The organism is Cupriavidus agavae (assembly GCF_004217045.1).
Classification (GTDB): Bacteria; Pseudomonadota; Gammaproteobacteria; order Burkholderiales; family Burkholderiaceae; genus Cupriavidus; species Cupriavidus agavae.
Genome location: NZ_SGXM01000001.1, coordinates 136,085 through 158,150 on the forward strand (window position 1 = coordinate 136,085; position 22,066 = coordinate 158,150).

A 22,066-nucleotide genomic window follows, 5' to 3' on the forward strand; every position below is an offset into this window, starting at 1 on the left:
CGGGGCAAGCCAGTATAGCGCCGGAATCCCGGCACGCAAGCCGGCGGCACAAAAGGAAACGGCCGGCGTTGGTTGCCGGCCGCACCAGTTCGATTTTATTGATTTCAGGTCTGCGCGTTGCTTTATTCACATCGCGGACCTGACGCCGTCCGCCGTGTTATCGGCAACCTAGTCGACGGCCTTGAACATGTCCTCGACCACCTTCTTGGCATCGCCGAACACCATCATCGTCTTGTCCATGTAGAACAGTTCGTTGTCGAGGCCCGCGTATCCGGCAGCCATCGAACGCTTGTTCACGATGATGGTCTTGGCCTTGTAGGCTTCGAGGATCGGCATGCCGGCGATCGGCGATTTCGGATCGGTCTTGGCGGCCGGGTTGACCACGTCGTTGGCGCCCAGCACCAGCACCACGTCGGCCTGCCCGAACTCGCTGTTGATGTCCTCCATCTCGAAGACCTGGTCGTACGGCACCTCGGCTTCAGCCAGCAGCACGTTCATGTGGCCCGGCATGCGGCCCGCCACGGGGTGGATCGCGTACTTGACGGTCACGCCGTGCTCGGTCAGCTTCTCGGTCAGTTCCTTCAGGGCATGCTGGGCACGCGCCACGGCCAGGCCGTAGCCGGGGACGATGATCACGGTCTCGGCGTTGCTCATCACGAACGCGGCGTCGTCGGCGGAACCCGACTTCACGTTGCGCGCGGCCTGCGCGCCGGCAGTGGCGCCAGCCGAGGCATCGGCACCGAAGCCGCCGAGCAGCACGTTGAAGAACGAGCGGTTCATCGCGCGGCACATGATGTACGACAGGATGGCGCCGGACGATCCCACCAGCGAGCCGGCGATGATCAGCATCGGATTATTTAAGGAAAATCCGATGCCGGCAGCCGCCCAGCCCGAGTACGAGTTCAGCATCGACACCACCACGGGCATGTCGGCGCCGCCGATCGGGATGATGATCAGCACGCCCAGCACGAACGCGATGGCCAGCATCAGCAGGAACGGCAGCCACGCCTGCGTCATGAAGAAGATGATGCCGAAGCCCACCATGGCGATGGCCAGCAGCAGGTTCAGCCAGTGCTGGCCGGCGAACACCACCGGCGCGCCCTGGAACAGCCGGAACTTGTAGCGGCCCGACAGCTTGCCGAACGCGATCACCGAACCCGAGAACGTGATGGCACCGACGAAGCAGCCGATGAACAGTTCGATGCGGTTGCCCAGCGGGATGTCATGCGAGCCGGCCGGCGTGATGCCGAACGCCGCCGGCTCCGCCACGGCCGCCACGGCGATGAACACCGCCGCCAGGCCGATCAGCGAGTGCATGGCCGCCACCAGCTCGGGCATCTTGGTCATTTCGACCTTGCGCGCCACATAGGCGCCGATGCCGCCGCCCACCACCAGCGCGCCGAAGATCAGCGTCAGGCCGGTGCCCACGGACGACTGCGCCGCGCCGGCCGCCAGGAACTCGTGCTTGAGCTTGACGATCAGCACCAGCGTGGTCACCACGGCAATCGCCATGCCGATCATGCCGAACGCGTTGCCCTTGCGCGCCGAGGCCGGATGCGACAGCCCCTTGAGCGCCTGGATGAAGCAGACCGACGCCACCAGGTACAGCAGCGTCACGAGGTTCATGCTGACGGCCTCCATCACGCACCTCCCTTGGCGGCTTCAGCCCCGGCCTTGGCCTTTGGCTCCTTCTTCTTGAACATCTCCAGCATGCGCTGGGTCACCAGGAAGCCGCCGAACACGTTCACGGCGGCCAGCGCCACGGCCAGCGTGCCCATGATGCGGCCCACGTTGCCTTCGGTCAGGCCGGCCGCCAGCATGGCGCCGACGATGATGATGGCCGAGATCGCATTGGTCACGGCCATCAGCGGGGTGTGCAGGGCGGGCGTGACCGTCCAGACCACGTGGTAGCCCACGTAGATCGCCAGCACGAAGATGATCAGGTTGATCACCGTGTGGTTCACCATCTCCATCGACTTCTCCTCGGTTGCTTTGAATACTGTGTCGCGCCCCGCCCAGGCAGGGCGCGTCAGGCCGCGGCGCGGCGGCTCGGCCGGCGCCACGGCAACATCGGGGCGAGATATTCAGGCGGCTTCGCGGACGACCTGGCCATCCTTGCACATCAGGCAGGCGGCGACGATGTCGTCTTCGAGGTTCAGCGTGTAGCGGCCGTCCTTGTCGACGATCAGCTTGAGGAAGTCCAGCACGTTGCGGGCGTAGAGCGCCGAGGCATCGGCGGCCACCATGCTGGCCAGGTTGGTGTGGCCGATCAGCGTCACGCCATGGCGTTCCACGACCTCGTCGGCCACGGTCAGCGGGCAGTTGCCGCCCTGTGCGGCGGCCAGATCCACCACGACCGAGCCGGGTTTCATCTGCCTGACCGTGTCTTCGGCCAGCAGCACCGGCGCCTTGCGGCCCGGGATCAGGGCCGTGGTGATGACGATGTCGGCCTGGGTGGCGCGCTGGTGCACGAGTTCGGCCTGGCGGCGCATCCAGTCAGGCGGCATCGGGCGGGCGTAGCCGCCCACGCCCTGGGCGATCTCGCGCTCCTCGTCGGTGACAAAAGGAACATCGAGGAATTTGGCGCCAAGAGACTCGATCTGCTCTTTTACGGCCGGACGCACGTCCGACGCCTCGATCACGGCGCCCAGGCGCTTGGCCGTGGCAATGGCCTGCAGGCCGGCCACGCCGGCGCCGAGAATCAGCACGCGCGCCGCCTTGACGGTACCGGCGGCGGTCATCAGCATCGGCATGAAGCGCTGGTAATGGTGTGCGGCCACGAGCACGGCCTTGTAGCCGGCGATGTTGGCCTGCGACGACAGTACGTCCATGCTCTGTGCGCGCGTGGTGCGCGGCGCGGCTTCGAGCGCGAACGCGGTGATGGCTGCGCTGGCCATCCGGGCGTTGTTTTCGATATCGAACGGATTGAGCATGCCGACGAGCACGGAGCCAGCCCGGAACTGGGCACGTTCGGCGTCATCGGGGGCACGCACCTTGAGTACCAGCTCGGCACCCAGCGCATCGGCGGCCGATCCGATGGCCGCGCCGGCGGCCTCGAACGCGGCATCGGGAATACTGGCACGTACCCCCGCGCCGGCCTGCACCGTTACGCGGTGGCCCTGGGCCACGTACTTCTTGACGGTCTCCGGGGTGGCGGCGACACGCGTCTCACCTGCCCGCGTTTCGAGCGGGATACCGATATGCATCGTCAATTTCTCCTGTCTGGCGTCGTTCGAATCTGTCTGGTCGGGCCAACGTCCTTGCCCGTGGTGCATTGCAAAACCGGCACCAATTTTTGCGCAGCTTACCCGAAACTTACGCTCGGTGGTGGCCGGGCGGTCAGAGATTTGTGCGGTGACGCCGACTCATTTTTGTTGCGCATGAAACGGCTCGTTTCATGAGCGGGCGATTGCTACGGAAAGTGTCTTTATCGGAAGAAGGCGGCGGGCCGCCTTTTCTTGACGCCGATTTGATGCGCGGCTGCGTATCGTGACGCCAGCGTCTCTTCGAGGCGCCCTGTCCTGCAAACTGCAACAAACTTCAATGATCGCCACTCGCCTGATGACCTCGGCGCCAGCCACGCTGGCCGCCGCCATCCTCCTCGCCGCCCCGTTCTCCAGCGCCGTCGCGCAGGAAGCCCCCGCCGCCACTGCCCCCGCTGCGCCCGCCGCCGCCTCGCCGCACACGTTCACGGCCAACGTCTCGGTGGTGTCCGACTACCGCTATCGCGGCCTCAGCCAGACCGACCGCCGCCCGGCCATCCAGGGCGGGTTCGACTACACGCACGAGAGCGGCTTCTACGTCGGCAACTGGAATTCCAGCATCAGCTGGCTCGGCGATTCCGACCCGTCGGTGTCGGCACCGGTGGAAATGGATTTCTACGGCGGCTTCAAGAACACGTTCCAGTTGGCCGGCCAGGACCTGAACTATGACCTGGGCGTGCTCGAGTACTACTACCCCGGCGCGTACACGGCCACGCGTCCGTACACCACCGAGCTGTACGCCGGCATCGGCTGGGGTCCGGTGTTCCTGAAGTACTCCCACGCCGTGACAAACCTGTTCGGCTTTGCCGACAGCAAGAACAGCTACTACGTCGATCTCTCCGCCAACGTGCCGCTCGACATCTGGGGCCTGACGCTGAACGCGCACGTGGGCTACCAGGGCGTGCAGCACTTCAGCGACGCCTCGTACACGGACTGGAAGATCGGGCTGACCAAGGACCTCGGCAACGGCTTCTCGCTGGCGGTGGCGTACCTCGACACCAACGCGAGCAAGGCGGCGTACACGAACACACGCGGCCGCTACCTGGGCAAGGCCACGGCGTTCGCGTCGATCACCAAGACGTTCTGAGCGGCGGGGGCGATCCGGGGCGCGCGGCCTTTACGCGTTCTTGATACCGCCGGCCCCAATCGCTGCATCAAATTGACGTGCGCCTCCCTAGCATGAAGCCATGTTCAACAGACGGTCCGCCGCGCGCGGATCATCGCTTCATGCGACAGTCATCGAGTCTCGCCATCGCCTTTGCTTCGGTTCCGCGCCGCCGCGCCGTGAGCCAGGACGCGTGGATCCGCCTGCGCCTGGCCGTGTCGTCGGCGCAGGTGTTCGCGCTGCGCCAGACGCTGCATCGTGCGATCGGCGACATGGCGCGCATCTACGTCGTCGAAGTCGATCATCGCCATGGCGAGACCACGCTGCACGTGGAAGTGGAACGTGCCGACCGCGACGCGGCCATGCACGCCATCATGGCCGCGCTGCCCGCCGCCGAGTTCGGCGCGGCCACGGTGCTGGGGGCCGATCATGGCACGCACTGAGACGCCGCGCGGCGTCATTGCCGACGGGTTGTGGCTGCCGATGGTCACGCCGCTGCGCAACGACCAGCTCGATCTCGACGCGGCCCAGCGGCTGGCGTCGGCCTACGCCGCCGCCGGGGTCGACGGCCTGATCGTGCTCGGCACCACGGGCGAGGGCGGGCTGCTGACCGATGCCGAGCGCTTCATGCTGACGGCCGCGGTGCTGGAAGCCGTGGCGGGCGCGGTGCCCGTCATGGCCGGCGTGGGCGGGGTGGCCACGCACGCCGTGTGCGACCAGGTACGCCGCCTGGACCGCCTGCCGCTGGCCGGCTACCTCGTGCCGCCGCCGTACTACCTGCGGGTCTCGGACGAAGGCATCGCCTGGCACATGCGCAGCGTGGCGGGCCAGACCAACCGCCCGCTGATGCTCTACAACGTGCCGAAGCGCACCGGTTGCACGATTTCTCCCGAACTGGCCTGGCGGCTTGCCGCGCATCCGCAGATCGTGGCCGTCAAGGAGTGCGATCCGGCCGGGCTGCGCACGCTGGCGATGCAGGACCTGATCGGTGTGTTCTGCGGCGATGACGCGTCGATGCTCGACCATCTGCTGGCGGGCGGTACGGGTGTGGTGCCGGCGGCCGCGCATGTGCGGCCCGACCTGTTCGTGCGGCTGCTGCAGTTCACGCGCACCGGCCGCGACGAGGCCGCGCGGGCGCTGTTCCGGCAATTGTCGCCGCTGATCGAACTGATGTTCGCCGAGCCGAACCCGGCGCCCGTCAAGGCCGCGCTGGCGCTGCTCGGCCAGACCACGGCCGAGGTGCGCCGCCCGCTGATGCCGGCGTCAAAGGCGCTGATGGCGCGCATCGACGCCGCGATGGCGCTGCTGCCGCCGATGGCCACCGCGCGGGCGGCCTGAGATGCCCGGCCATGCACGTTGGGACGGCAACCGGTAAAATGCCGGATTGCTTAAAAAATGTGCATCATGTCACGTGAATGGAATGCCAGTGTCACGGTTGCCGCCGTCATCGAACGGGGTGGCCGCTTCCTGCTGGTGGAAGAGGAAACGGCTGACGGCCTGCGCCTGAACCAGCCGGCGGGCCACCTGGAACCGGGTGAGAGCCTGATCCATGCCGTCATCCGCGAAACGCTGGAAGAGACGGCTCATACGTTCGAGCCGCGTGCGTTGCTGGGCTGCTACATGAGCCGGGGGCTGTCGTCGCGCGACCAGGGCGACACTACCTATATCCGCTTCGGCTTCACCGGCGACCTCGGCGCGCTTGACGCGGGCCGCCAGCTGGACGCCGGCATCGTGCGTACCGTCTGGATGACCGCCGAGGAACTGCGCGCCAGCGTAGACCGGCACCGCTCGCCGCTGGTGATCGCGTGCGTCGAGGATTACCTGGCCGGCAAGCGGTTTGCGCTGGATGTGCTGCATACGCATCCCACGGCTGTCGGCCCCGCGCTGGCTGCCGTGGCGCCGGGAGCCGCGTCGTGAGCGGTATCGACAGCAGCATCGGCAAGGGCCGGCGCGTGGTGGTCGGCATGTCCGGCGGCGTGGATTCGTCAGTCACGGCCTGGCTGCTCAAGCAGCAGGGCTACGAGGTCATCGGCCTGTTCATGAAGAACTGGGAAGACGATGACGACAGCGAGTACTGCTCCACGCGGCAGGACTGGCTCGACGTGGCGTCGGTGGCGGACGTGATCGGCGTGGACGTCGAGGCGGTGAACTTCGCCGCCGAGTACAAGGACCGCGTGTTCGCCGATTTCCTGCGCGAGTATTCGGCCGGACGCACGCCCAACCCGGACGTGCTCTGCAACGCCGAGATCAAGTTCAAGGCGTTTCTGGACCATGCGATGTCGCTTGGCGCCGATACCATCGCCACGGGCCACTACGCCCGCGTGCGGCAGGGCGCCGGCGGCCGGTTCGAGCTGCTCAAGGCGTTCGACCACACCAAGGACCAGAGCTACTTCCTGCACCGGCTGAACCAGGCGCAGTTGTCGCGCACGCTGTTTCCGCTGGGCGAGATGCCGAAAACGCGCGTGCGCGAGATCGCCGCCGAGATCGGCCTGCCGAACGCGAAGAAGAAGGATTCGACCGGCATCTGCTTCATCGGCGAACGGCCATTCCGCGACTTCCTGAACCGCTACCTGCCGACGAAACCGGGCCCGATGGTGACCGACGAGGGCAAGGTGGTGGGCGAGCATATCGGCCTGGCGTTCTACACGCTGGGCCAGCGCAAGGGCATCGGCCTGGGCGGCAGCAAGGATGGCAACGGCGACGCCTGGTACGTGGCGCGCAAGGACATGGCGGCCAACACGCTGTACGTGGTGCAGGGGCACGAGCACCCCTGGCTGCTCACGCCGACGCTCGGCGCGGCCGATCTGTCATGGGTGGCTGGCGAGGCGCCGGCGGCAGGCGCGGCAATCTCGGCCAAGACGCGCTACCGGCAAAGCGACGCGCCCTGCACCGTGGTGTCAGCCAGCGGCGACGCGCTGGCGCTGTCGTTCGCGCAGGCGCAGTGGGCCGTCACGCCGGGCCAGTCCGCCGTGCTGTACGACGGCGAGGTGTGCCTGGGCGGCGGGATCATCCAATAGGGATCGGGAAAAAGCAGGGAAGGGTGGCCGGACGGCCACCCTTGGCAGGCGCCGCCACTCAGGCGGCCGGCGGTGCGGTGTCGAGGAACGACTGGCGCTTCTCGATCTTGTCCTGGAACGCCACCAGATTGGCGTACTCGTCACGCCAGGCGATGTCCGGGAAGCGGTAGTCGAGGTAGGCCAGCGCACAACCCACGGCCACATCGGCCAGCGTGAAGTGGATGCCGGTGCACCAGGGCTTGTCGCCGAGGCCCGAGGCCATCGCGGCCAGGGCGGCGTCGATCTTACCGCGCTGGCGGGCCACCCAGGCGTCACTGCGCTCGGCGGGCTTGCGCTGCGTGCCTTCCAGGCGTACCAGCAGGGCGGCGTCGAGCAGGCCGTCGGCCAGCGCTTCCCAGCACCGCACTTCCAGGCGCTCGCGGCTGCCCTGCGGAATCAGTCGGCCCACCGGCGACAGCGTATCGGCGTACTCGGCGATCACGCGTGAATCGAAGACCGCGCCGCCATCTTCCATGACCAGGCACGGCACCTTGCCGAGCGGGTTGAACTGGGAAATCGTCGTGTCGGGCGACCAGACGTTCTCCTCGATCATCTGGTAGTCGATCTTCTTTTCCGCCAACACCACGCGCACCTTGCGCGCATACGGGCTGGTATGGGACGCATACAGCTTCATGTTCTCCCCTTGAGCATGTTATGAAGTGCATCGGCGCTCTGGTGGCACGCGGGGCGGCAGGTGCTCACCGCGTGCCCAATGCACTTCGTAACAGGCTAACGGATGGGCGTGCGCGAGTATACCCGCGCGGTGCCGCCGCTGCCGCGCCAATGCGGCCTTTCGCACCGATCATCGCCCAATGCGTGGGCCGGTCCGCACAGCGCCATGGGGCAATGGTAAAATCGCGCGCTACGCGTTTTGACGCGTGGCTGCCGACGGCTGCCGACGACTCCCGGCCGGGCGGCGCATCCGCCGCTTGCCCGACGCCTCGCCCGGTTCCGGCGCCCCCGCACGAACCCCCGATTCCTAATCTCTCCCGGTTGCCCAGCATGTCCACGTCTTCCCTTTCGCCGCTCAGCGCCCTGTCTCCCATCGATGGCCGATACGCCGCCAAGGCCGACGCGCTGCGCGAATGGCTGTCCGAAGCGGCCTTCATGCGCAACCGCGTCAAGGTCGAGGTCAACTGGCTGATCGCGCTGGCCCAGGCCGGCCTGCCCGACGTACCGAAGTTCTCGGCCGATTCCGAGGCAAGGCTGCAGGCCCTGGTGGACAACTTCACCGAGGCCGACGCCGCCCGCATCAAGGACATCGAGGCCGTCACCAACCACGACGTCAAGGCCGTGGAGTACTGGCTCAAGGAGCAGGTCAAGGGCAATGCCGAACTGGAAGCGGCCAGCGAGTTCATCCACTTCGCCTGCACCTCGGAAGACATCAACAACACGTCGCACGGCATGATGCTCAAGGGTGCCCGCGACGGCGTGATCGTGCCCGCGCTCAAGCGCGTGCATGCCCGCCTGGTGGAACTGGCGAAGCTGAACGCCACGCAGCCCATGCTGTCGCGCACCCACGGCCAGCCGGCCAGCCCGACCACGCTGGGCAAGGAAGTCGCCAACGTGGCTGCCCGCCTGGCCCGCGCCATCGAGCGCGTGGAGCGCGTGGAACTGCTCGGCAAGATGAACGGCGCCGTGGGCAACTACAACGCGCACCTGTCGGCCTACCCGACGTTCGACTGGGAGTCGTTCTCGAAGCAGGTGATCGAGCAGCGCCTGGGCCTGACGTTCAACCCGTACACGATCCAGATCGAGCCGCACGACTACATGGCCGAGCTGTTCGACGCCGTGGCGCGCGCCAACACGATCCTGCTCGACCTGAACCGCGATATCTGGGGCTATATCTCGCTGGGCTACTTCAAGCAGAAGACCAAGGCTGGCGAAATTGGCTCTTCTACGATGCCGCACAAGGTCAACCCGATCGATTTCGAGAATTCCGAAGGCAACGTGGGCCTGGCCAACGCCGTGCTGCGCCACCTGTCGGAAAAGCTGCCGGTTTCGCGCTGGCAGCGTGACCTGACCGATTCGACCGTGCTGCGCAACATGGGCGTGGCTTTCGGCTACAGCCTGCTGGCCTACGAGGCGTGCCTGCGCGGCCTGGGCAAGCTGGAAACCAACCCCGAGCGCCTGGACGAAGACCTCGACAACTGCTGGGAAGTGCTGGCCGAGCCGGTGCAGACCGTGATGCGCCGTTTCGGCGTGCCGAACCCGTACGAGCAGCTCAAGGAGCTGACGCGCGGCAAGGGGATCTCGCGCGAGGCCATGCAGACGTTCGTGCAGGGGCTGGCGATTCCAGACGACGCCAAGAAGCTGCTGCTCGAAATGACCCCGGCCAACTACATCGGCAAGGCCGTGGAACTGGCCAACCGCATCTGAGCGGCGGGCGCCCCGGGCGGGCGCGCCATCGGCATTGAAAAGGGCTGACCTCCGGGTCGGCCCTTTTTCCTTGGCGAGCGGGTTCGGATGGCTTGCGCTACGATCGGTTCCCGCGCGGCCGGTGCGGCATTCCGGCACATCAAATGATTTGAACGACTTCATGAAGTTCGGGACTTCCCACGCGCTGCCGCACGCCCAATAATGCGAGAATCGCCTGGCCGTCATGGCATGGGCGGCAAAAAACAAACATAAGCAGCAATCGAAGGGATGAATCGATGGGTTCCATTGCAACCGCGCCGGGGGCGCAGTCGCGCTATACCGCCACGGCCATTGGCCTGCACTGGCTGATTGCGTTCGGCATCTTCGCCGCGTTCGGGCTGGGCCTGTACATGACCGGCATCCCCGGTTTCACGCCCACCAAGCTCAAGCTGTTCTCGTGGCACAAGTGGCTCGGCGTGACGATCTTCGTGCTGGCCGTGCTGCGCGTGCTCTGGCGCGCCACGCACGCCGCGCCGGCCGTGGCGCCCGGCACGCCGGCCTGGCAGGCCCGCGCGGCCGCCGGTGCGCACCACCTGCTCTATCTGCTGATCCTCGTGGTGCCGGTCACCGGCTATTTCTATAGCCTCGCGGCCGGGGTGCCGGTGGTCTATCTGGGGCTGTGGAAGCTGCCGGTCTTGATCGAGGCCAATGAAACGCTGAGTCCGATCCTCAAGGCCACGCATATCTGGCTCAATTACCTCATGGCGACCATTGTCGCCGTGCACGCCGCGGCGGCGATCAAGCACCAGGTGATCGACCGCGACGGCACGCTGGCGCGCATGATCCCGTTCCTGCGCTGAAGCCGCAGTCCCGATACGTACGTTACCCCTGGAACCACTGGAGTCTCAGATGAAACGCATGACCCGTCCCGGCCAGATCTTCGTGGCCGCCGCACTGGCCACGGCCGGCCTGGCTGCCAACCTGGCGTGGGCCCAGATCGACGCCGCCAAGAGCTCGGTCACGGCCGTGGCCAAACAGATCGGCGTGCCGATGGAAGGCAAGTTCAGGAAGTTCGACGCCACGCTCGACTTCGACCCGGCCAGGCTGGCCACGTCGTCGGCCAAGGTCGAGATCGACGTCGCCAGCTTCGAGATCGGCGACGCCGAGACCACGAAGGAGGTCAAGGGCAAGGACTGGTTCGACGCGGGCAAGTACCCCAAGGCCGTGTTCCAGTCGACCAGCATCAAGGCCGGCGCTGCCGGCAAGTACGACGTGGCGGGCAAGCTGACCATCAAGGGCAAGACCGTCGACGTGACCGTGCCGGCCACGTACAGGCAGGAGGGCGGTGCCCAGGTGTTCGACGGCGTGCTGCCGATCAAGCGCACCGCATTCAATATCGGCGACGGCGAGTGGAAAGACACCTCCGTGGTGGCCGACGACGTCCAGATCAAGTTCCATATCGTGACCCCGGCAAAGAAGGGCTGAGGCAGGGTTTGCCCCGCTGACCGCTCCTTGGCCGATTTATGACCTTCCTCTCCAACTTTTTGACGGGAGATTCAATATGAAGATGCGCACCCTGATCGCCGCTGCCGCGGCTGCCTCCGCCACGTTCGCCGCCGGCGCCGCCATGGCCAACGCCACGACGTACAACATCGACCCCACCCACACCTACCCGAGCTTCGAGGCCGACCACCTGGGCGGCCTGTCGAAGTGGCGCGGCAAGTTCGACAAGTCCAGCGGCGTGGTGACGCTGGACCGCGCCGCCAAGGCCGGCACCGTGGATATCAAGATCGACGCCGCCTCGATCGACTTCGGCAACGGCAAGCTCAACGAGCACGCCAAGGGCCCGGACATGTTCGACGTGCAGGCTTTCCCGGATGCCACGTACAAGGGCAAGTTCTCGAAGTTCAAGGGCGACGTGCCGACCGAGGTGGACGGCGTGCTGACGCTGCGCGGCGTGTCGAAGCCGGTCAAGCTCGAGATCAAGGAGTTCAAGTGCATCCAGCACCCGATGCTCAAGCGTGAAGCCTGCGGCGCCGACGCCGTGGCCGAGTTCAACCGCGCCGACTTCGGCATCGACTACGGCGCGAAGTACGGCTTCAAGCAGGACGTGAAGCTGGCGATCCAGGTCGAGGCGGTCAAGGCCGACTGACCCGACGGATCACGGCGCGATGCATTGTTCCAGTGCGTCGGCGCCGTCCGGGAGCATGTCCTGTTCCCAAGACATGGGCTGGCAGCAATGCCGGCCCATTTTTTTTGCCGCTTGCATACCCCCCTATTTGTCGTGGCTGCACGGTTGTGCGTTGCCGAACAGCCACAGTACAATGGTTCGCCGCAGTCCCACCCTCCGGGTCGGCGCCCGCCGCCGCTTTCGCCGCTGGCGTACGCCCATCCGCAACAGGTCACGCGCATCGATATGAGCATTGGCTGCATTCCCTGATTGGTAGTTCGCCGCAAGACCCTTGCCTGAGCTGTACCCGGCCGGCCGCCCTCCTGGCGCCCGAGCCCGCAGCGTTTCTCGGAATTCCCCTGGCGCGATACCGTGTACTCCAAAACGCAAATCGATCCGGTAGTCAGCTTCCGCAACTCGCAGGGCGAGCAGGTGCGGGGCACGATCATCAATCTCCAGCGCAAGTCGCTGGTGATGGAAATCTACAATCCCTATTCGATTGTCCAGGTCAGCGAGGTACTCAGCGAGCTGAACGTCCGCATGGGCGCCAAGAACGCCTACCTCGGCAAGGCCGTGGTCATGAGTCTCGTGAACACCGGCCTGACGGCCGTGGTGTCGCTGACGCTGATTGACGAATGGCGGGAATTGACCGACGTCAATGACGCGCCGAAATCGGTGGCCCGCGAGGCCGACCTGTTCGTCCAGGACTGGGACACGCGCTTCAATATCCGGCGCGACTACCAGATCGTGGTCAACGAGATGCGCGCATTTCTCTCGGAAGTGTCGCGCTGGGTCGAGCAGGTGGACCTGACCGAATCGCTGCCGAAGAAGGAAGGCCGGCTGCGCGAGGACGTGTTCTACGAACTGGCGTCGCCGCTGATGGGGAAGGTGAAGACTTACCTCGACTGGCTCGAAGGCGAGGCCCAGCGCGTGGATACCGAACTGGCGCCGGTGCACCGCACCTACGCCCAGGCCGCGCTGCATCCGCTGCTGCTGCGCGCCCCGTTCGTATATCGTACTTTTACGAAGCCGCTCGGGTATGCGGGCGACTACGAGATGGTCAACCAGATCCTCAGCGATCCGCAGCAGGGACCGACCACCTACTTCCAGATCGTCAACACGGCCTTCCTGAAGGCGGCGGTGGCCACGGCGCACCGCAACCGGATCGACCTGCTGGTGGACTTCCTGACCCGCCAGGCCGAGCGCGCGCGCGCCGAGGGCCGGACGTTCCGGATCCTGAACGTGGGCTGCGGACCGGCCTTCGAGATCCAGCGCTTCGTGCGCGAGTATCCGAACCCCGAATTGCTGTCGTTCCAGCTCGTCGATTTCAGCGAGGAAACGCTCGAATACACGCGCACCTCGATCGAGCGCTCGGCGGCGGCTGCCGGACACAAGGTGTCGGTGGAAATGCTGCACCAGTCGGTGCACGAACTGCTCAAGCGCCGGATTGCCATGGACGACCCCAGCGTGCGGGAGTTCGACGCGGTCTACTGCGCCGGGCTGTTCGACTACCTGTCGGACAAGGTCTGCGCGCGCCTGCTGTCGTATTTCGCGTCGCGCTCCAAGCCGGGCGGACAGTTGCTGGTTACCAACGTCCACTCCGACAACCCCGAGAAATTCGGCATGGAGCACCTGCTGGAGTGGTACCTGATCTATCGCGACGAGGCCGGGATGTCCTCGCTGTTGCCGGAGAATTCGCATGCCCACCGACTCTATGTCGATGAAACCGGCGTCAATGTCTTCGCCGAAGCCACCATCCGCTGAGGACGAGGCGGCGCCGCCAGCCAGGGTCATGAGCTCGAACCAACTCTATGCCGGCTACCAGTCGGAGCTGGCCGACTTCCGTCTCGCCTTCAGCCGCGGCGGCGCCTACACGGCCATCGCGCTGGTGTTGCTGGGCGTGGGGCTCGACTACGGCCAGTATCCGCACCTGCAGCTCCCGTTCGCGATTGCGCGGGTGGTGGTCTCGCTGATGATCGCCGGCGTGGTGGTGGCGCTGTACAGCCAGGCCGGGCGCCGCTTCGCGCCGTGGCTGACCATGACGTGGCTGCTGCTGCCGCAGATCATGATCGCCTGGATGATCTCGCAGACCGAGGGCGTGCAGTCGCCCTATTACGTGGGCCTGAACCTGGCGATCTTCGCCTCGGGCATCGCCCTGCCGTTCGGGCTCTGGCAGAACCTGGTGTTTGGCGTGCTCTCGTACGTGCTCTACGCGCTGGCCTGCCTGCTGCACGCGGGCGGGATCGAGCCCGTGGGTACTTTCATCGTCAACTCGTTGTTCCTGCTGTTCGCGGCGGCGGCCAGCGGCGTCTACACGTTCTTCAACGAACGGGCGCGCTTCATGCTGTTCCGGCTCAAGGCCGAGGTGGCGGACAAGAATACCGAACTCGAAGTCATCAACCGCAAGCTGGTAGACATCAAGGGCCAGATGCTGCAGCAGGAAAAGATGGCCGCGATCGGTACGCTGGCCGCCGGATTGTTGCACGAAGTCAACAACCCGGTGAATTTCTGCCTGATGGCGATCGAGGTGGCCATGGAGGAGCCGGCGGCCAAGTCCGAGCCGGGCATCCAGGAATGCCTGGTCGATGCCAAGCAGGGCATGCAGCGGATCCAGCATATCGTCTCGGACCTGAAGACGTTCGCCTACCGCAAGCCGGGCGCCGAGGTCGAAGGCACGCCGTTCCTGTTCGAGAAGGCGCTCGATTCGTCGCAGCGGCTGACCGCGCACGAGTTGCGCGGCGTCAAGATGACGCGCGAGATGCCCGACGACACCCTGGTGATGGGCGACGAGGCCGCGATCATCGGCGTACTGATCAACCTGTTCTCGAATGCCGCCCTGGCCATGCGCAAGGCCGGCACGAAGGAGCCGATGATCCATACCACCGTGCGCTGGGAGACCGGCGCCGGGCGCCGCCTGCATGTCACGGTGCGCGACAACGGCCCCGGCATCGCGCCCGAGAACCTCGCACGCGTGTTCGAGCCGTTCTTCACCACGCGCGAGGTGGGGCAGGGGCTGGGGCTGGGCCTGTCGATCAGCTACGCGGTGATCGAGCGCCATGGCGGCGTGCTGTACGCCGAAAGCGAAGTGGGCCAGTGGGCCTCCTTCAGCTTCGACCTGCCGCGCGCGGAGTGAGGCCGTCATGATCGACGTCAACCAGGCGCGCCCGACCATCCTCTACGTCGACGACGAGGAGATGGCGTGCAAGTACTTCGCCCGCGCGGTCGGGAGCGAGTACGAGGTGCTGTCTGCCACGGGCGCCGACGAAGCCATCGCCATCCTGCGTACCGAGCACGCGCGGGTGTCGGTGCTCGTCACCGATTTCCGCATGCCGGGCCGCGACGGCGGCGACCTGCTGCGGCAGGTGGCACTCGAATACCCGCAGATGGTCCGGATTCTGGTCACGGCCTACGCGGACAAGGACATCCTGCTGGAAACGGTCAACAACGGCGAGGTCTTCCGCATCCTGGAGAAGCCGATTGCCGTGGCCGACGTGCGCGAGGTACTGCGGCTGGCCGGCGAGCGCTTCCGCGAGCGGGCGGTGCGCCAGCAGCGGCTGATGGCGATCGACGAGACGCTGGCCTTCCTGGCGCATGAACTGAACACGCCGCTGGCGGCGATTGCCAATTTCGCGCGCGGGATCGAATCGCGCGTGGGTGGCGAATACAGCGCACAGCGCCAGGGCGAGATCGGCCACGCGGCCGGTGCCATGTTCGACAACGCGCAATATTGCCTCGGCGTGCTGTCGTCGTTCCTGCAGTCGGTGCGCAGCAGCGCGGGCGGCACCAAGCCGCGCGCCGGCCCCGGGCAGGAAGTCAGCGCGGGCGCGCTGGTGGCGTCGCTACTGGATAGCTATCCATTTGCCGATAACCAGCGTAACTGGGTGCAGGTGGACGTGCACGGCGATTTCACGGTGCCGACGCTGCCCAACTGCGTGGCGCTGGTGCTGTCGTCGGTCATGAGCAATGCGCTGCGGGCGCTGGCTGGCGCCCCGGCGCCGGCGCTGCGCTTCGAGGTGGTGGCCGGCGACCAGCACGAGATCCGCATCGTCGACAACGGACCCGGCATCCCGCCCGAAGTCATGGAGCGGCTGCTGGTGGACCCCGTCACCACCCACGCCGCGGCCGGCGGCAGTGGTATGGGCATGATTTTCTGCAACCGGATAATGCAGTCCTTTGGTGGCGGCATCCGTATCGCCTCCGCGTCCGGCGCGGGCACCACCGTTACCCTCGATTTCCCCAATTTCAAGAATCGTATGCACAGGAGTGATCGATGAGCGAACCGAATATGACGCAGGCACCCCCGGCGATTCTGTTCGTCGACGACGAAGCTACCGCAGTCAAATATTTCCAGCGCGCCATCGGGCAGCTTGCGCCGGTGGTGACCGGCCAGTCGGTGGAGGAGGGCAAGGCCCTGCTCGATGCCCATGCCGAGAGCCTGGCCGTGCTGGTGTCCGACCAACGTATGCCGGGCGAGTACGGCAATGAACTGCTGCGGTACGCGCGTGAGCGCTATCCGCACATCGTGCGGATTCTGACCACGGCCTACTCGGAACTCGACCAGACCGTCGAGGCGGTCAACCAGGGCCAGATCCATCGCTATATCAAGAAGCCGTGGGACATCACGGCGCTGCGCATGGAACTGAAGCAGGCGCTGGAGCTGTCCGGCCTGCGCCGCGAACGCGACCAGCTCGTGCGCGAGAAGCTGATGGTCATGCAGAAGCAGACCGTGGCCACGCGCGTGGGCATGGTGCACGCGCTGTGTGCGAGCCTGATCGGACCGGGCCGCTTCCAGCCCGTGGAGACCTATCTGGCGGGCACGTCGCTGGTGGGCGCCCAGAATCCCGAGCCGGACTGGCAGCGTGTGGACTACGCCGATGTCGTCGGCGCCGAGAGTCAGCGCAGCGGGACGTTCGGCCATGCGGTGGGGACGAAGCTGGCCGCGCTGCGCGCGGCGGGCCGCGGCGCGGGCGACGTGGCGGCGGTGCTGGCCGAGGCGCTGGGCGCGTCGGTACGCCGCGACGGCGATGTCATCACCTGGACCTCGCCGGCCACGCTCAACGAGTTCGTGGCCAAGCCTGTTGACGAGGCGGTTTCGGCGGAGCACGTGGGCTGGCTGGCCACGCTGCTGTGGCTGGAGGAAGCCGGCGGCGCGCTGCAACTGGTGCGCGAGGGCGACGCGATCTCGGCCCGCACCGGCACCCGTGCCGAGTCGTTCTCGGCGGACCGGCTGGCGGTCTGGATCGAGGAGCTGACCGAAGCCTGAGCGCTTGCCGCTGCCGTGGCGGCCGCCCATGAAAAAACCCCGCATACAGCGGGGTTTTTTCTTTGTGACAGCGAACCGTCCGTCAGGCTTGCGCGCCGAAGTTCGGGTCGTTGCGGTCGGTGGAGTCGCCGCCCTTCTTGTCGGCCTTCACGAGATCCTCGCGCTTGACGCCGAACCACATGGCCAGTGCCGCCGCCACGAAGACCGACGAGTAGATACCGAACAGGATACCGACCGTCAGCGCCAGGGCGAAGTAGTGCAGCGTGGGACCGCCGAAGAAGAACATCGACAGCACCATCATTTCGGTGGAGCCGTGGGTGATGATCGTCCGCGACATGGTGCTGGTGATCGCGTGGTCGATGACTTCGTGCGTGGTCATCTTGCGGTACTTGCGGAAGGCTTCCCGGATCCGGTCGAAGATCACGACCGATTCGTTGACCGAGTAGCCGAGCACCGCCAGGATTGCCGCCAGCACCGACAGCGAGAATTCCCACTGGAAGTAGGCGAAGAAGCCCAGGATGATCACCACGTCGTGCAGGTTGGCGATGATGCCCGCCACGGCGAACTTCCATTCGAACCGGAACGACAGGTAGATCACGATGCCGGCCACCACGCACAGCAGCGCCAGCAGGCCGTCGGTGGCCAGTTCCTTGCCCACCTGCGGGCCCACGAACTCCACGCGCTGGAGCTTGACGTCGGGAGCACTGGCGGTCAGCGCGCCCATGACCTGCTCGCTCTGCTGCGCCGAGGTCACGGGCTTGCCGTCCGGACCCTTCTGCAGCGGCAGGCGGATCATCACGTCGCGCGAGGTGCCGAAGTTCTGCACCTGCACGTCGCTGTAGCCGAGCTTGCCGACCTGGCCGCGGATCTTTTCAAGATCGGCGGTCTGCTGGTAGTTGACCTCCATCACCGTGCCGCCGGTGAACTCGATCGACAGGTGCAGGCCCTTTTGCCAGAGGAAGAAGACAGCGGCGGCAAACGTCAGGAAGGAAATCACGTTGAAGATCAACGCGTGCTTCATGAACGGAATGTCGCGCTTGATGCGGAAGAATTCCATGATGTGTAGTTCCTGTCCTGGCTTACTTGGTGACCGGGGTATCGGGGCCCGGCTTCCAGACCTGGCCGATGGCCAGGCTCTGCAGCTTCTTCTTGCGGCCGTACCAGAGGTTGACGATGCCGCGGTTGAAGAACACCGCCGAGAACATCGAGGTCAGGATGCCCAGGCAGTGCACCACGGCAAAGCCGCGCACCGGGCCGGAGCCGAAGGCCAGCAGCGCCAGGCCCGCGATCAGCGTGGTCACGTTCGAGTCCAGGATGGTGGCCCAGGCACGGTCGAAGCCGATGGCGATGGCCATCTGCGGCGACGCGCCGGCGCGCAGTTCTTCCCGGATCCGCTCGTTGATCAGCACGTTGGCGTCGATGGCCATGCCCAGCACCAGCGCGATGGCCGCGATGCCCGGCAGCGTCAGGGTGGCCTGCAGCATCGACAGCAACGCCACCAGCAGCAGCAGGTTCACCCCGAGCGCCACCACCGAGAACACGCCGAACAGCATGTAGTAGAAGATCATGAAGACGCCCATGGCGGCAAAGCCGTACGCCACGGAGTCGAAGCCCTTCTGGATGTTGTCCGCGCCCAGCGACGGGCCGATGGTGCGTTCCTCGATGATTTCCATCGGCGCGGCCAGCGAGCCGGCGCGCAGCAGCAGCGCCAGGTCATTGGCGGCTTCGGTCGAGTACGAACCGGTGATCTGGAAGCTCGAACCCAGTTCAGACTGGATCGTCGCCACGGTCAGCACTTCGCCCTTGCCCTTTTCGAACAGCACGATGCCCATCGGCTTGCCGATGTTCTCGCGCGACACGTCGCGCAGCGTGCGGCCGCCCTGGGCGTCGAGCTTGATGTTGACCGACGGACGCTGGTTCTGGTCGAAGCCGGCCGAGGCGCTCTCGATGCGGTCGCCCGTGAAGATCACCTGCTTGCGCAGGATCACCGGGGCGCCGTTGCCCTGCGTGAAGAGTTCGTCGCCGAACGGCACCGGATCGCCCGGACGCGGGTTGCGCGGGGCGTCGGGGTCGGCCAGGCGGGCTTCCAGCGTGGCGGTGCGGCCGATGATGTCCTTGGCCTTGGCGGTGTCCTGCACGCCCGGCAGCTGCACCACGATACGGTCGGCGCCCTGCTGCTGGATCACGGGCTCGGCCACGCCGAGCTCGTTCACGCGGTTGTGCAGCGTGGTGATGTTCTGCTTGACGGCGGCGTCCTGCACGGCCTTGCGGGCGGCGTCGGTGAACACGCCGACGATGTTGTTGCCGTCCATCGTGAAAGCCAGCTCGCGCAGGTTGTCGGCCAGGATGCCGCGTGCGCGGTTGGCCTCGTCGGCGTTGCTGAAGCGTACGGTCAGGCGGTCGCCGTCGCGGTCGATGCCGCCGTGGCGGATGCCCTTGTCACGCAGCAGCGTGCGTGCATCGCCCGAGAGGCTGTCGAGCTTCTTGTCGACGGCGCCCTTCATGTCCACCTGGAGCAGGAAGTGCACGCCGCCGCGCAGGTCCAGGCCCAGGTACATCGGCAGCGCATGCAGCGAGGTCAGCCATTGCGGCGAGCCCGACAGCAGGTTCAGCGCCACCACGTAGGTGGGATCGTTGGCATCGGGGTTGAGCGCGCGGGCCAGTACGTCCTTGGCCTTGAGCTGCTCGTCGGTGGTGCGGAAGCGGGCCTTGATCGAGCCGGATTGGCCGGCCAGGTCGAAGAACACGCCGTCCGGCTGCAGCTGATGCTGCGCCAGCACTTCCTCGACCTGCCGCTGCATGGCCAGGTCGACCTTGACCGTGGCCTTGGCCGACGAGATCTGGACGGCGGGCGCCTCGCCGAAGAAGTTCGGCAAGGTATAGATGATCCCGATGGCCAGGGCCACCAGGATCACGATGTACTTCCAAAGCGGGTAACGATTCATCTTTGGCCAGTCGTTGCGGTTGGCGTGGCCGATTGTCGCGCGCAGTGCGCGCCGGATCGGCCGGACCGGTTGGCAAACAGCCGCCTGGCAGCTCCGGGCGGGTCCGGACGGACCCGCAGGGCTGGTTCAGGCGGCTGCGCAGGGGACGGTCACTGGCGGGGTAAGCCGCGCGTGGACCGTGCCGGGATCAGGCGAGTGAGGCAGTCCGGATCAGAGCGACTTCAGCGAGCCCTTGGGCAGGACGGTGGTCACGGCGTTCTTCTGCACGGTGATTTCCGTGCCCTCGGCCACTTCCAGCGTCACGTAGTTTTCATTGACCTTCGTCACACGGCCCAGGATGCCGCCGGCGGTCACGACTTCGTCGTTCTTCGCCAGTGCTTCCATCATGGCCTTGGCTTCCTTTTGCCGCTTCATCTGCGGGCGGATCATGATGAACCACAGCACTGCGAACATCAGGATGATCGGCAGGAAACTCATCAGGCCACCAGCCGCGCCGCCAGCACTGGCGGTCTGGGCAAAAGCGTTCGAAATCAGCACGTTACTTCTCCGTCACAAAGGTCGTTCAGTGAATCGGGCATTCTATCACCCGTTAATGTCCCGTCCTGGCATTCTAGGGCGAATTCCGGGTTTGTTCGGGGTGCCTTGCAAGACCTATGCGGACTGCGCAGACACCGCGCCCACGGCAAGCCCGGGCGGGCAGCTATTCGACCGGCCGGCGCCGAAAAGTTCGGTCTATCGGCGTTGCCTGTCTTATTTTCAATACATTGGCGCTACCGGGTGCCGCGCGCGCGGTGCTCGGCGAACTGCCGGCGGAACGCCTCGAAGCGGTGCTCCTCGATGGCGGTGCGCATTTCGCGCATCAGTTCCAGGTAGTAATAGAGGTTGTGGATCGTGTTCAGCCGCGCGCCCAGGATCTCGCCCACGCGGTGCAGGTGGTGCAGGTAGGCGCGCGAGAAATTGCGGCAGGTGTAGCAGCCGCACTGCTCGTCGAGCGGTCGCGGATCATTGCGGTGCGCCGCATTGCGGATCTTGACGTCGCCGAATCGCGTGAACAGCCAGCCGTTGCGGGCGTTGCGCGTGGGCATCACGCAGTCGAACATGTCCACGCCATGCGCCACGCCGGCCACCAGGTCTTCGGGCGTGCCCACGCCCATCAGGTAGTGCGGCTTGTTGGCCGGCAGGCGCGGGCCCACGTGCTCCAGCACCCGCATCATGTCTTCCTTGGGCTCGCCCACCGACAGCCCGCCGATTGCGTAGCCGTGGAAGTCGAGTTCCGACAGCCCGGCCAGCGACTCGTCGCGCAGATCCTCGAACATGCCGCCCTGGACGATGCCGAACAGCGCGTTGGGATTGGCGAGCGTCTCGAACTCGTCGCGCGAGCGCTTGGCCCAGCGCAGGCTCATGCGCATCGATTTCGCCGCCTCGTCGTGCGTGGCGGGGCGGCCGTCGATCTCGTACGGGGTGCATTCGTCGAACTGCATGACGATGTCCGAGTTCAGCGTGCGCTGGATCTGCATCGAGATCTCGGGCGACAGGAACAGCTTGTCGCCATTGACCGGCGACGCGAACGTGACGCCTTCCTCGGTGATCTTGCGCAGTTCTCCGAGCGAAAACACCTGGAAGCCGCCCGAATCGGTCAGGATCGGCTTGTCCCAGCCGATGAACTTGTGCAGGCCCTGGTGGGTGTCCACCACGTCCAGCCCCGGCCGCAGCCACAGGTGGAACGTGTTGCCGAGGATGATCTGGGCGCCGATCTCGTTGAGTTCGAGCGGCGACATCGCCTTGACCGAGCCATAGGTGCCCACGGGCATGAAAATTGGCGTTTCCACGACGCCGTGGTTCAGGGTGACGCGGCCGCGGCGGGCGTTGCCATCGGTGGTCAGCAGTTCGAAATCGAGCATGTTCA

At 66.0% G+C, this 22,066-nt stretch carries 21 protein-coding genes; 13 read left to right on the top strand and 8 right to left on the bottom strand.

Translation table 11 applies throughout. The annotated features are described in order from the left end of the window. Positions 1 to 168 precede the first annotated feature (168 nt). From EV147_RS00640 to EV147_RS00650, 3 genes are all read right to left on the bottom strand, one after another. The gene (locus EV147_RS00640; RefSeq protein ID WP_407923189.1) at positions 169 to 1,641 is read right to left on the bottom strand and encodes an NAD(P)(+) transhydrogenase (Re/Si-specific) subunit beta; all 1,473 of its coding nucleotides are present in this window, start codon (positions 1,639 to 1,641) and stop codon (positions 169 to 171) included. Next, positions 1,641 to 1,973 (bottom strand): NAD(P) transhydrogenase subunit alpha, encoded by a 333-nt coding sequence (locus EV147_RS00645; protein WP_130389211.1) that lies wholly within the window; start codon positions 1,971 to 1,973, stop codon positions 1,641 to 1,643. The genes EV147_RS00640 and EV147_RS00645 overlap by 1 nt, the downstream gene beginning before the upstream one ends. A 111-nt stretch (positions 1,974 to 2,084) precedes the next feature. Beyond that, complete coding sequence (locus EV147_RS00650; protein ID WP_130389212.1) at positions 2,085 to 3,206, bottom strand: Re/Si-specific NAD(P)(+) transhydrogenase subunit alpha; 1,122 nt, start codon at positions 3,204 to 3,206, stop codon at positions 2,085 to 2,087. A gap of 337 nt (positions 3,207 to 3,543) precedes the next feature. On the opposite strand from EV147_RS00650, the gene EV147_RS00655 reads away from it, so the two are divergent. The 5 genes from EV147_RS00655 to mnmA all read left to right on the top strand — a co-directional run bounded on the left by EV147_RS00655 (position 3,544) and on the right by mnmA (position 7,385). Beyond that, a complete protein-coding gene (locus EV147_RS00655) occupies positions 3,544 to 4,350 on the top strand; it encodes a TorF family putative porin (RefSeq protein ID WP_130389213.1) in 807 nt (268 codons plus the stop codon). A 140-nt stretch (positions 4,351 to 4,490) separates the two neighbouring features. Further along, the gene (locus EV147_RS00660) at positions 4,491 to 4,811 is read left to right on the top strand and encodes a hypothetical protein (RefSeq protein WP_130389214.1); all 321 of its coding nucleotides are present in this window, start codon (positions 4,491 to 4,493) and stop codon (positions 4,809 to 4,811) included. Further along, a complete protein-coding gene (gene dapA, locus EV147_RS00665; RefSeq protein WP_130389215.1) occupies positions 4,798 to 5,706 on the top strand; it encodes a 4-hydroxy-tetrahydrodipicolinate synthase in 909 nt (302 codons plus the stop codon). Before EV147_RS00660 ends, dapA begins: the two co-directional genes overlap by 14 nt. A gap of 57 nt (positions 5,707 to 5,763) precedes the next feature. Further along, positions 5,764 to 6,285: an NUDIX hydrolase gene (locus EV147_RS00670; RefSeq protein ID WP_130389216.1), complete on the top strand. Its 522-nt coding sequence runs from the start codon at positions 5,764 to 5,766 to the stop codon at positions 6,283 to 6,285. A 17-nt stretch (positions 6,286 to 6,302) separates the two neighbouring features. Next, positions 6,303 to 7,385, top strand: a complete 1,083-nt coding sequence (gene mnmA / locus EV147_RS00675) for a tRNA 2-thiouridine(34) synthase MnmA (protein WP_130391141.1) — start codon at positions 6,303 to 6,305, stop codon at positions 7,383 to 7,385. Between the two features lie 58 nt (positions 7,386 to 7,443). Here mnmA and EV147_RS00680 read toward each other — a convergent pair whose 3' ends face one another. Beyond that, positions 7,444 to 8,058: a glutathione S-transferase N-terminal domain-containing protein gene (locus EV147_RS00680; RefSeq protein ID WP_130389217.1), complete on the bottom strand. Its 615-nt coding sequence runs from the start codon at positions 8,056 to 8,058 to the stop codon at positions 7,444 to 7,446. Between the two features lie 368 nt (positions 8,059 to 8,426). On the opposite strand from EV147_RS00680, the gene purB reads away from it, so the two are divergent. From purB to EV147_RS00720, 8 genes are all read left to right on the top strand, one after another. Further along, a complete protein-coding gene (gene purB, locus EV147_RS00685) occupies positions 8,427 to 9,803 on the top strand; it encodes an adenylosuccinate lyase (protein ID WP_130389218.1) in 1,377 nt (458 codons plus the stop codon). 275 nt (positions 9,804 to 10,078) lie between these two features. Beyond that, positions 10,079 to 10,642, top strand: coding sequence for a cytochrome b (locus tag EV147_RS00690; protein WP_130389219.1), 564 nt, complete (start codon positions 10,079 to 10,081; stop codon positions 10,640 to 10,642). Positions 10,643 to 10,691: 49 nt separating this feature from the next. Further along, on the top strand, positions 10,692 to 11,267 hold the full coding sequence (locus EV147_RS00695) for a YceI family protein (RefSeq protein ID WP_130389220.1): 576 nt from the start codon (positions 10,692 to 10,694) through the stop codon (positions 11,265 to 11,267). Positions 11,268 to 11,343: 76 nt separating this feature from the next. Next, positions 11,344 to 11,934 (top strand): YceI family protein, encoded by a 591-nt coding sequence (locus tag EV147_RS00700; RefSeq protein ID WP_130389221.1) that lies wholly within the window; start codon positions 11,344 to 11,346, stop codon positions 11,932 to 11,934. A 390-nt stretch (positions 11,935 to 12,324) separates the two neighbouring features. After that, entirely contained in the window at positions 12,325 to 13,716 is a 1,392-nt protein-coding gene (locus tag EV147_RS00705) for a class I SAM-dependent methyltransferase (RefSeq protein WP_130389222.1), read from the top strand. A 28-nt stretch (positions 13,717 to 13,744) separates the two neighbouring features. Next, positions 13,745 to 15,085 (top strand): sensor histidine kinase, encoded by a 1,341-nt coding sequence (locus EV147_RS00710; protein WP_130389223.1) that lies wholly within the window; start codon positions 13,745 to 13,747, stop codon positions 15,083 to 15,085. A gap of 7 nt (positions 15,086 to 15,092) precedes the next feature. Beyond that, a complete protein-coding gene (locus EV147_RS00715; protein ID WP_130389224.1) occupies positions 15,093 to 16,226 on the top strand; it encodes a hybrid sensor histidine kinase/response regulator in 1,134 nt (377 codons plus the stop codon). Continuing rightward, the gene (locus EV147_RS00720) at positions 16,223 to 17,215 is read left to right on the top strand and encodes a response regulator (RefSeq protein ID WP_130389225.1); all 993 of its coding nucleotides are present in this window, start codon (positions 16,223 to 16,225) and stop codon (positions 17,213 to 17,215) included. The genes EV147_RS00715 and EV147_RS00720 overlap by 4 nt, the downstream gene beginning before the upstream one ends. Before the next feature lie 82 nt (positions 17,216 to 17,297). On the opposite strand, the gene secF is transcribed toward EV147_RS00720, so the two are convergent. The 4 genes from secF to tgt all read right to left on the bottom strand — a co-directional run bounded on the left by secF (position 17,298) and on the right by tgt (position 22,061). Then, positions 17,298 to 18,272, bottom strand: a complete 975-nt coding sequence (gene secF, locus EV147_RS00725; RefSeq protein ID WP_130389226.1) for a protein translocase subunit SecF — start codon at positions 18,270 to 18,272, stop codon at positions 17,298 to 17,300. Positions 18,273 to 18,294: 22 nt separating this feature from the next. Continuing rightward, entirely contained in the window at positions 18,295 to 20,160 is a 1,866-nt protein-coding gene (secD, locus tag EV147_RS00730; RefSeq protein WP_130389227.1) for a protein translocase subunit SecD, read from the bottom strand. 210 nt (positions 20,161 to 20,370) lie between these two features. Continuing rightward, positions 20,371 to 20,697 (bottom strand): preprotein translocase subunit YajC, encoded by a 327-nt coding sequence (yajC, locus tag EV147_RS00735; protein ID WP_130389228.1) that lies wholly within the window; start codon positions 20,695 to 20,697, stop codon positions 20,371 to 20,373. A 233-nt stretch (positions 20,698 to 20,930) separates the two neighbouring features. Further along, a complete protein-coding gene (tgt, locus tag EV147_RS00740; protein ID WP_130389229.1) occupies positions 20,931 to 22,061 on the bottom strand; it encodes a tRNA guanosine(34) transglycosylase Tgt in 1,131 nt (376 codons plus the stop codon). Positions 22,062 to 22,066 lie beyond the last annotated feature (5 nt).

Bases quoted from the DNA above. Each gene is read 5' to 3' on its own strand.
- EV147_RS00640 (WP_407923189.1), bottom strand. From the start codon at position 1,641: ATGGAGGCCGTCAGCATGAACCTCGTGACGCTGCTGTACCTGGTGGCG.
- EV147_RS00645 (WP_130389211.1), bottom strand. From the start codon at position 1,973: ATGGAGATGGTGAACCACACGGTGATCAACCTGATCATCTTCGTGCTG.
- EV147_RS00650 (WP_130389212.1), bottom strand. From the start codon at position 3,206: ATGCATATCGGTATCCCGCTCGAAACGCGGGCAGGTGAGACGCGTGTC.
- EV147_RS00655 (WP_130389213.1), top strand. From the start codon at position 3,544: ATGATCGCCACTCGCCTGATGACCTCGGCGCCAGCCACGCTGGCCGCC.
- EV147_RS00660 (WP_130389214.1), top strand. From the start codon at position 4,491: ATGCGACAGTCATCGAGTCTCGCCATCGCCTTTGCTTCGGTTCCGCGC.
- dapA (WP_130389215.1), top strand. From the start codon at position 4,798: ATGGCACGCACTGAGACGCCGCGCGGCGTCATTGCCGACGGGTTGTGG.
- EV147_RS00670 (WP_130389216.1), top strand. From the start codon at position 5,764: ATGTGCATCATGTCACGTGAATGGAATGCCAGTGTCACGGTTGCCGCC.
- EV147_RS00680 (WP_130389217.1), bottom strand. From the start codon at position 8,058: ATGAAGCTGTATGCGTCCCATACCAGCCCGTATGCGCGCAAGGTGCGC.
- purB (WP_130389218.1), top strand. From the start codon at position 8,427: ATGTCCACGTCTTCCCTTTCGCCGCTCAGCGCCCTGTCTCCCATCGAT.
- EV147_RS00690 (WP_130389219.1), top strand. From the start codon at position 10,079: ATGGGTTCCATTGCAACCGCGCCGGGGGCGCAGTCGCGCTATACCGCC.
- EV147_RS00695 (WP_130389220.1), top strand. From the start codon at position 10,692: ATGAAACGCATGACCCGTCCCGGCCAGATCTTCGTGGCCGCCGCACTG.
- EV147_RS00700 (WP_130389221.1), top strand. From the start codon at position 11,344: ATGAAGATGCGCACCCTGATCGCCGCTGCCGCGGCTGCCTCCGCCACG.
- EV147_RS00710 (WP_130389223.1), top strand. From the start codon at position 13,745: ATGAGCTCGAACCAACTCTATGCCGGCTACCAGTCGGAGCTGGCCGAC.
- EV147_RS00715 (WP_130389224.1), top strand. From the start codon at position 15,093: ATGATCGACGTCAACCAGGCGCGCCCGACCATCCTCTACGTCGACGAC.
- EV147_RS00720 (WP_130389225.1), top strand. From the start codon at position 16,223: ATGAGCGAACCGAATATGACGCAGGCACCCCCGGCGATTCTGTTCGTC.
- secF (WP_130389226.1), bottom strand. From the start codon at position 18,272: ATGGAATTCTTCCGCATCAAGCGCGACATTCCGTTCATGAAGCACGCG.
- secD (WP_130389227.1), bottom strand. From the start codon at position 20,160: ATGAATCGTTACCCGCTTTGGAAGTACATCGTGATCCTGGTGGCCCTG.
- tgt (WP_130389229.1), bottom strand. From the start codon at position 22,061: ATGCTCGATTTCGAACTGCTGACCACCGATGGCAACGCCCGCCGCGGC.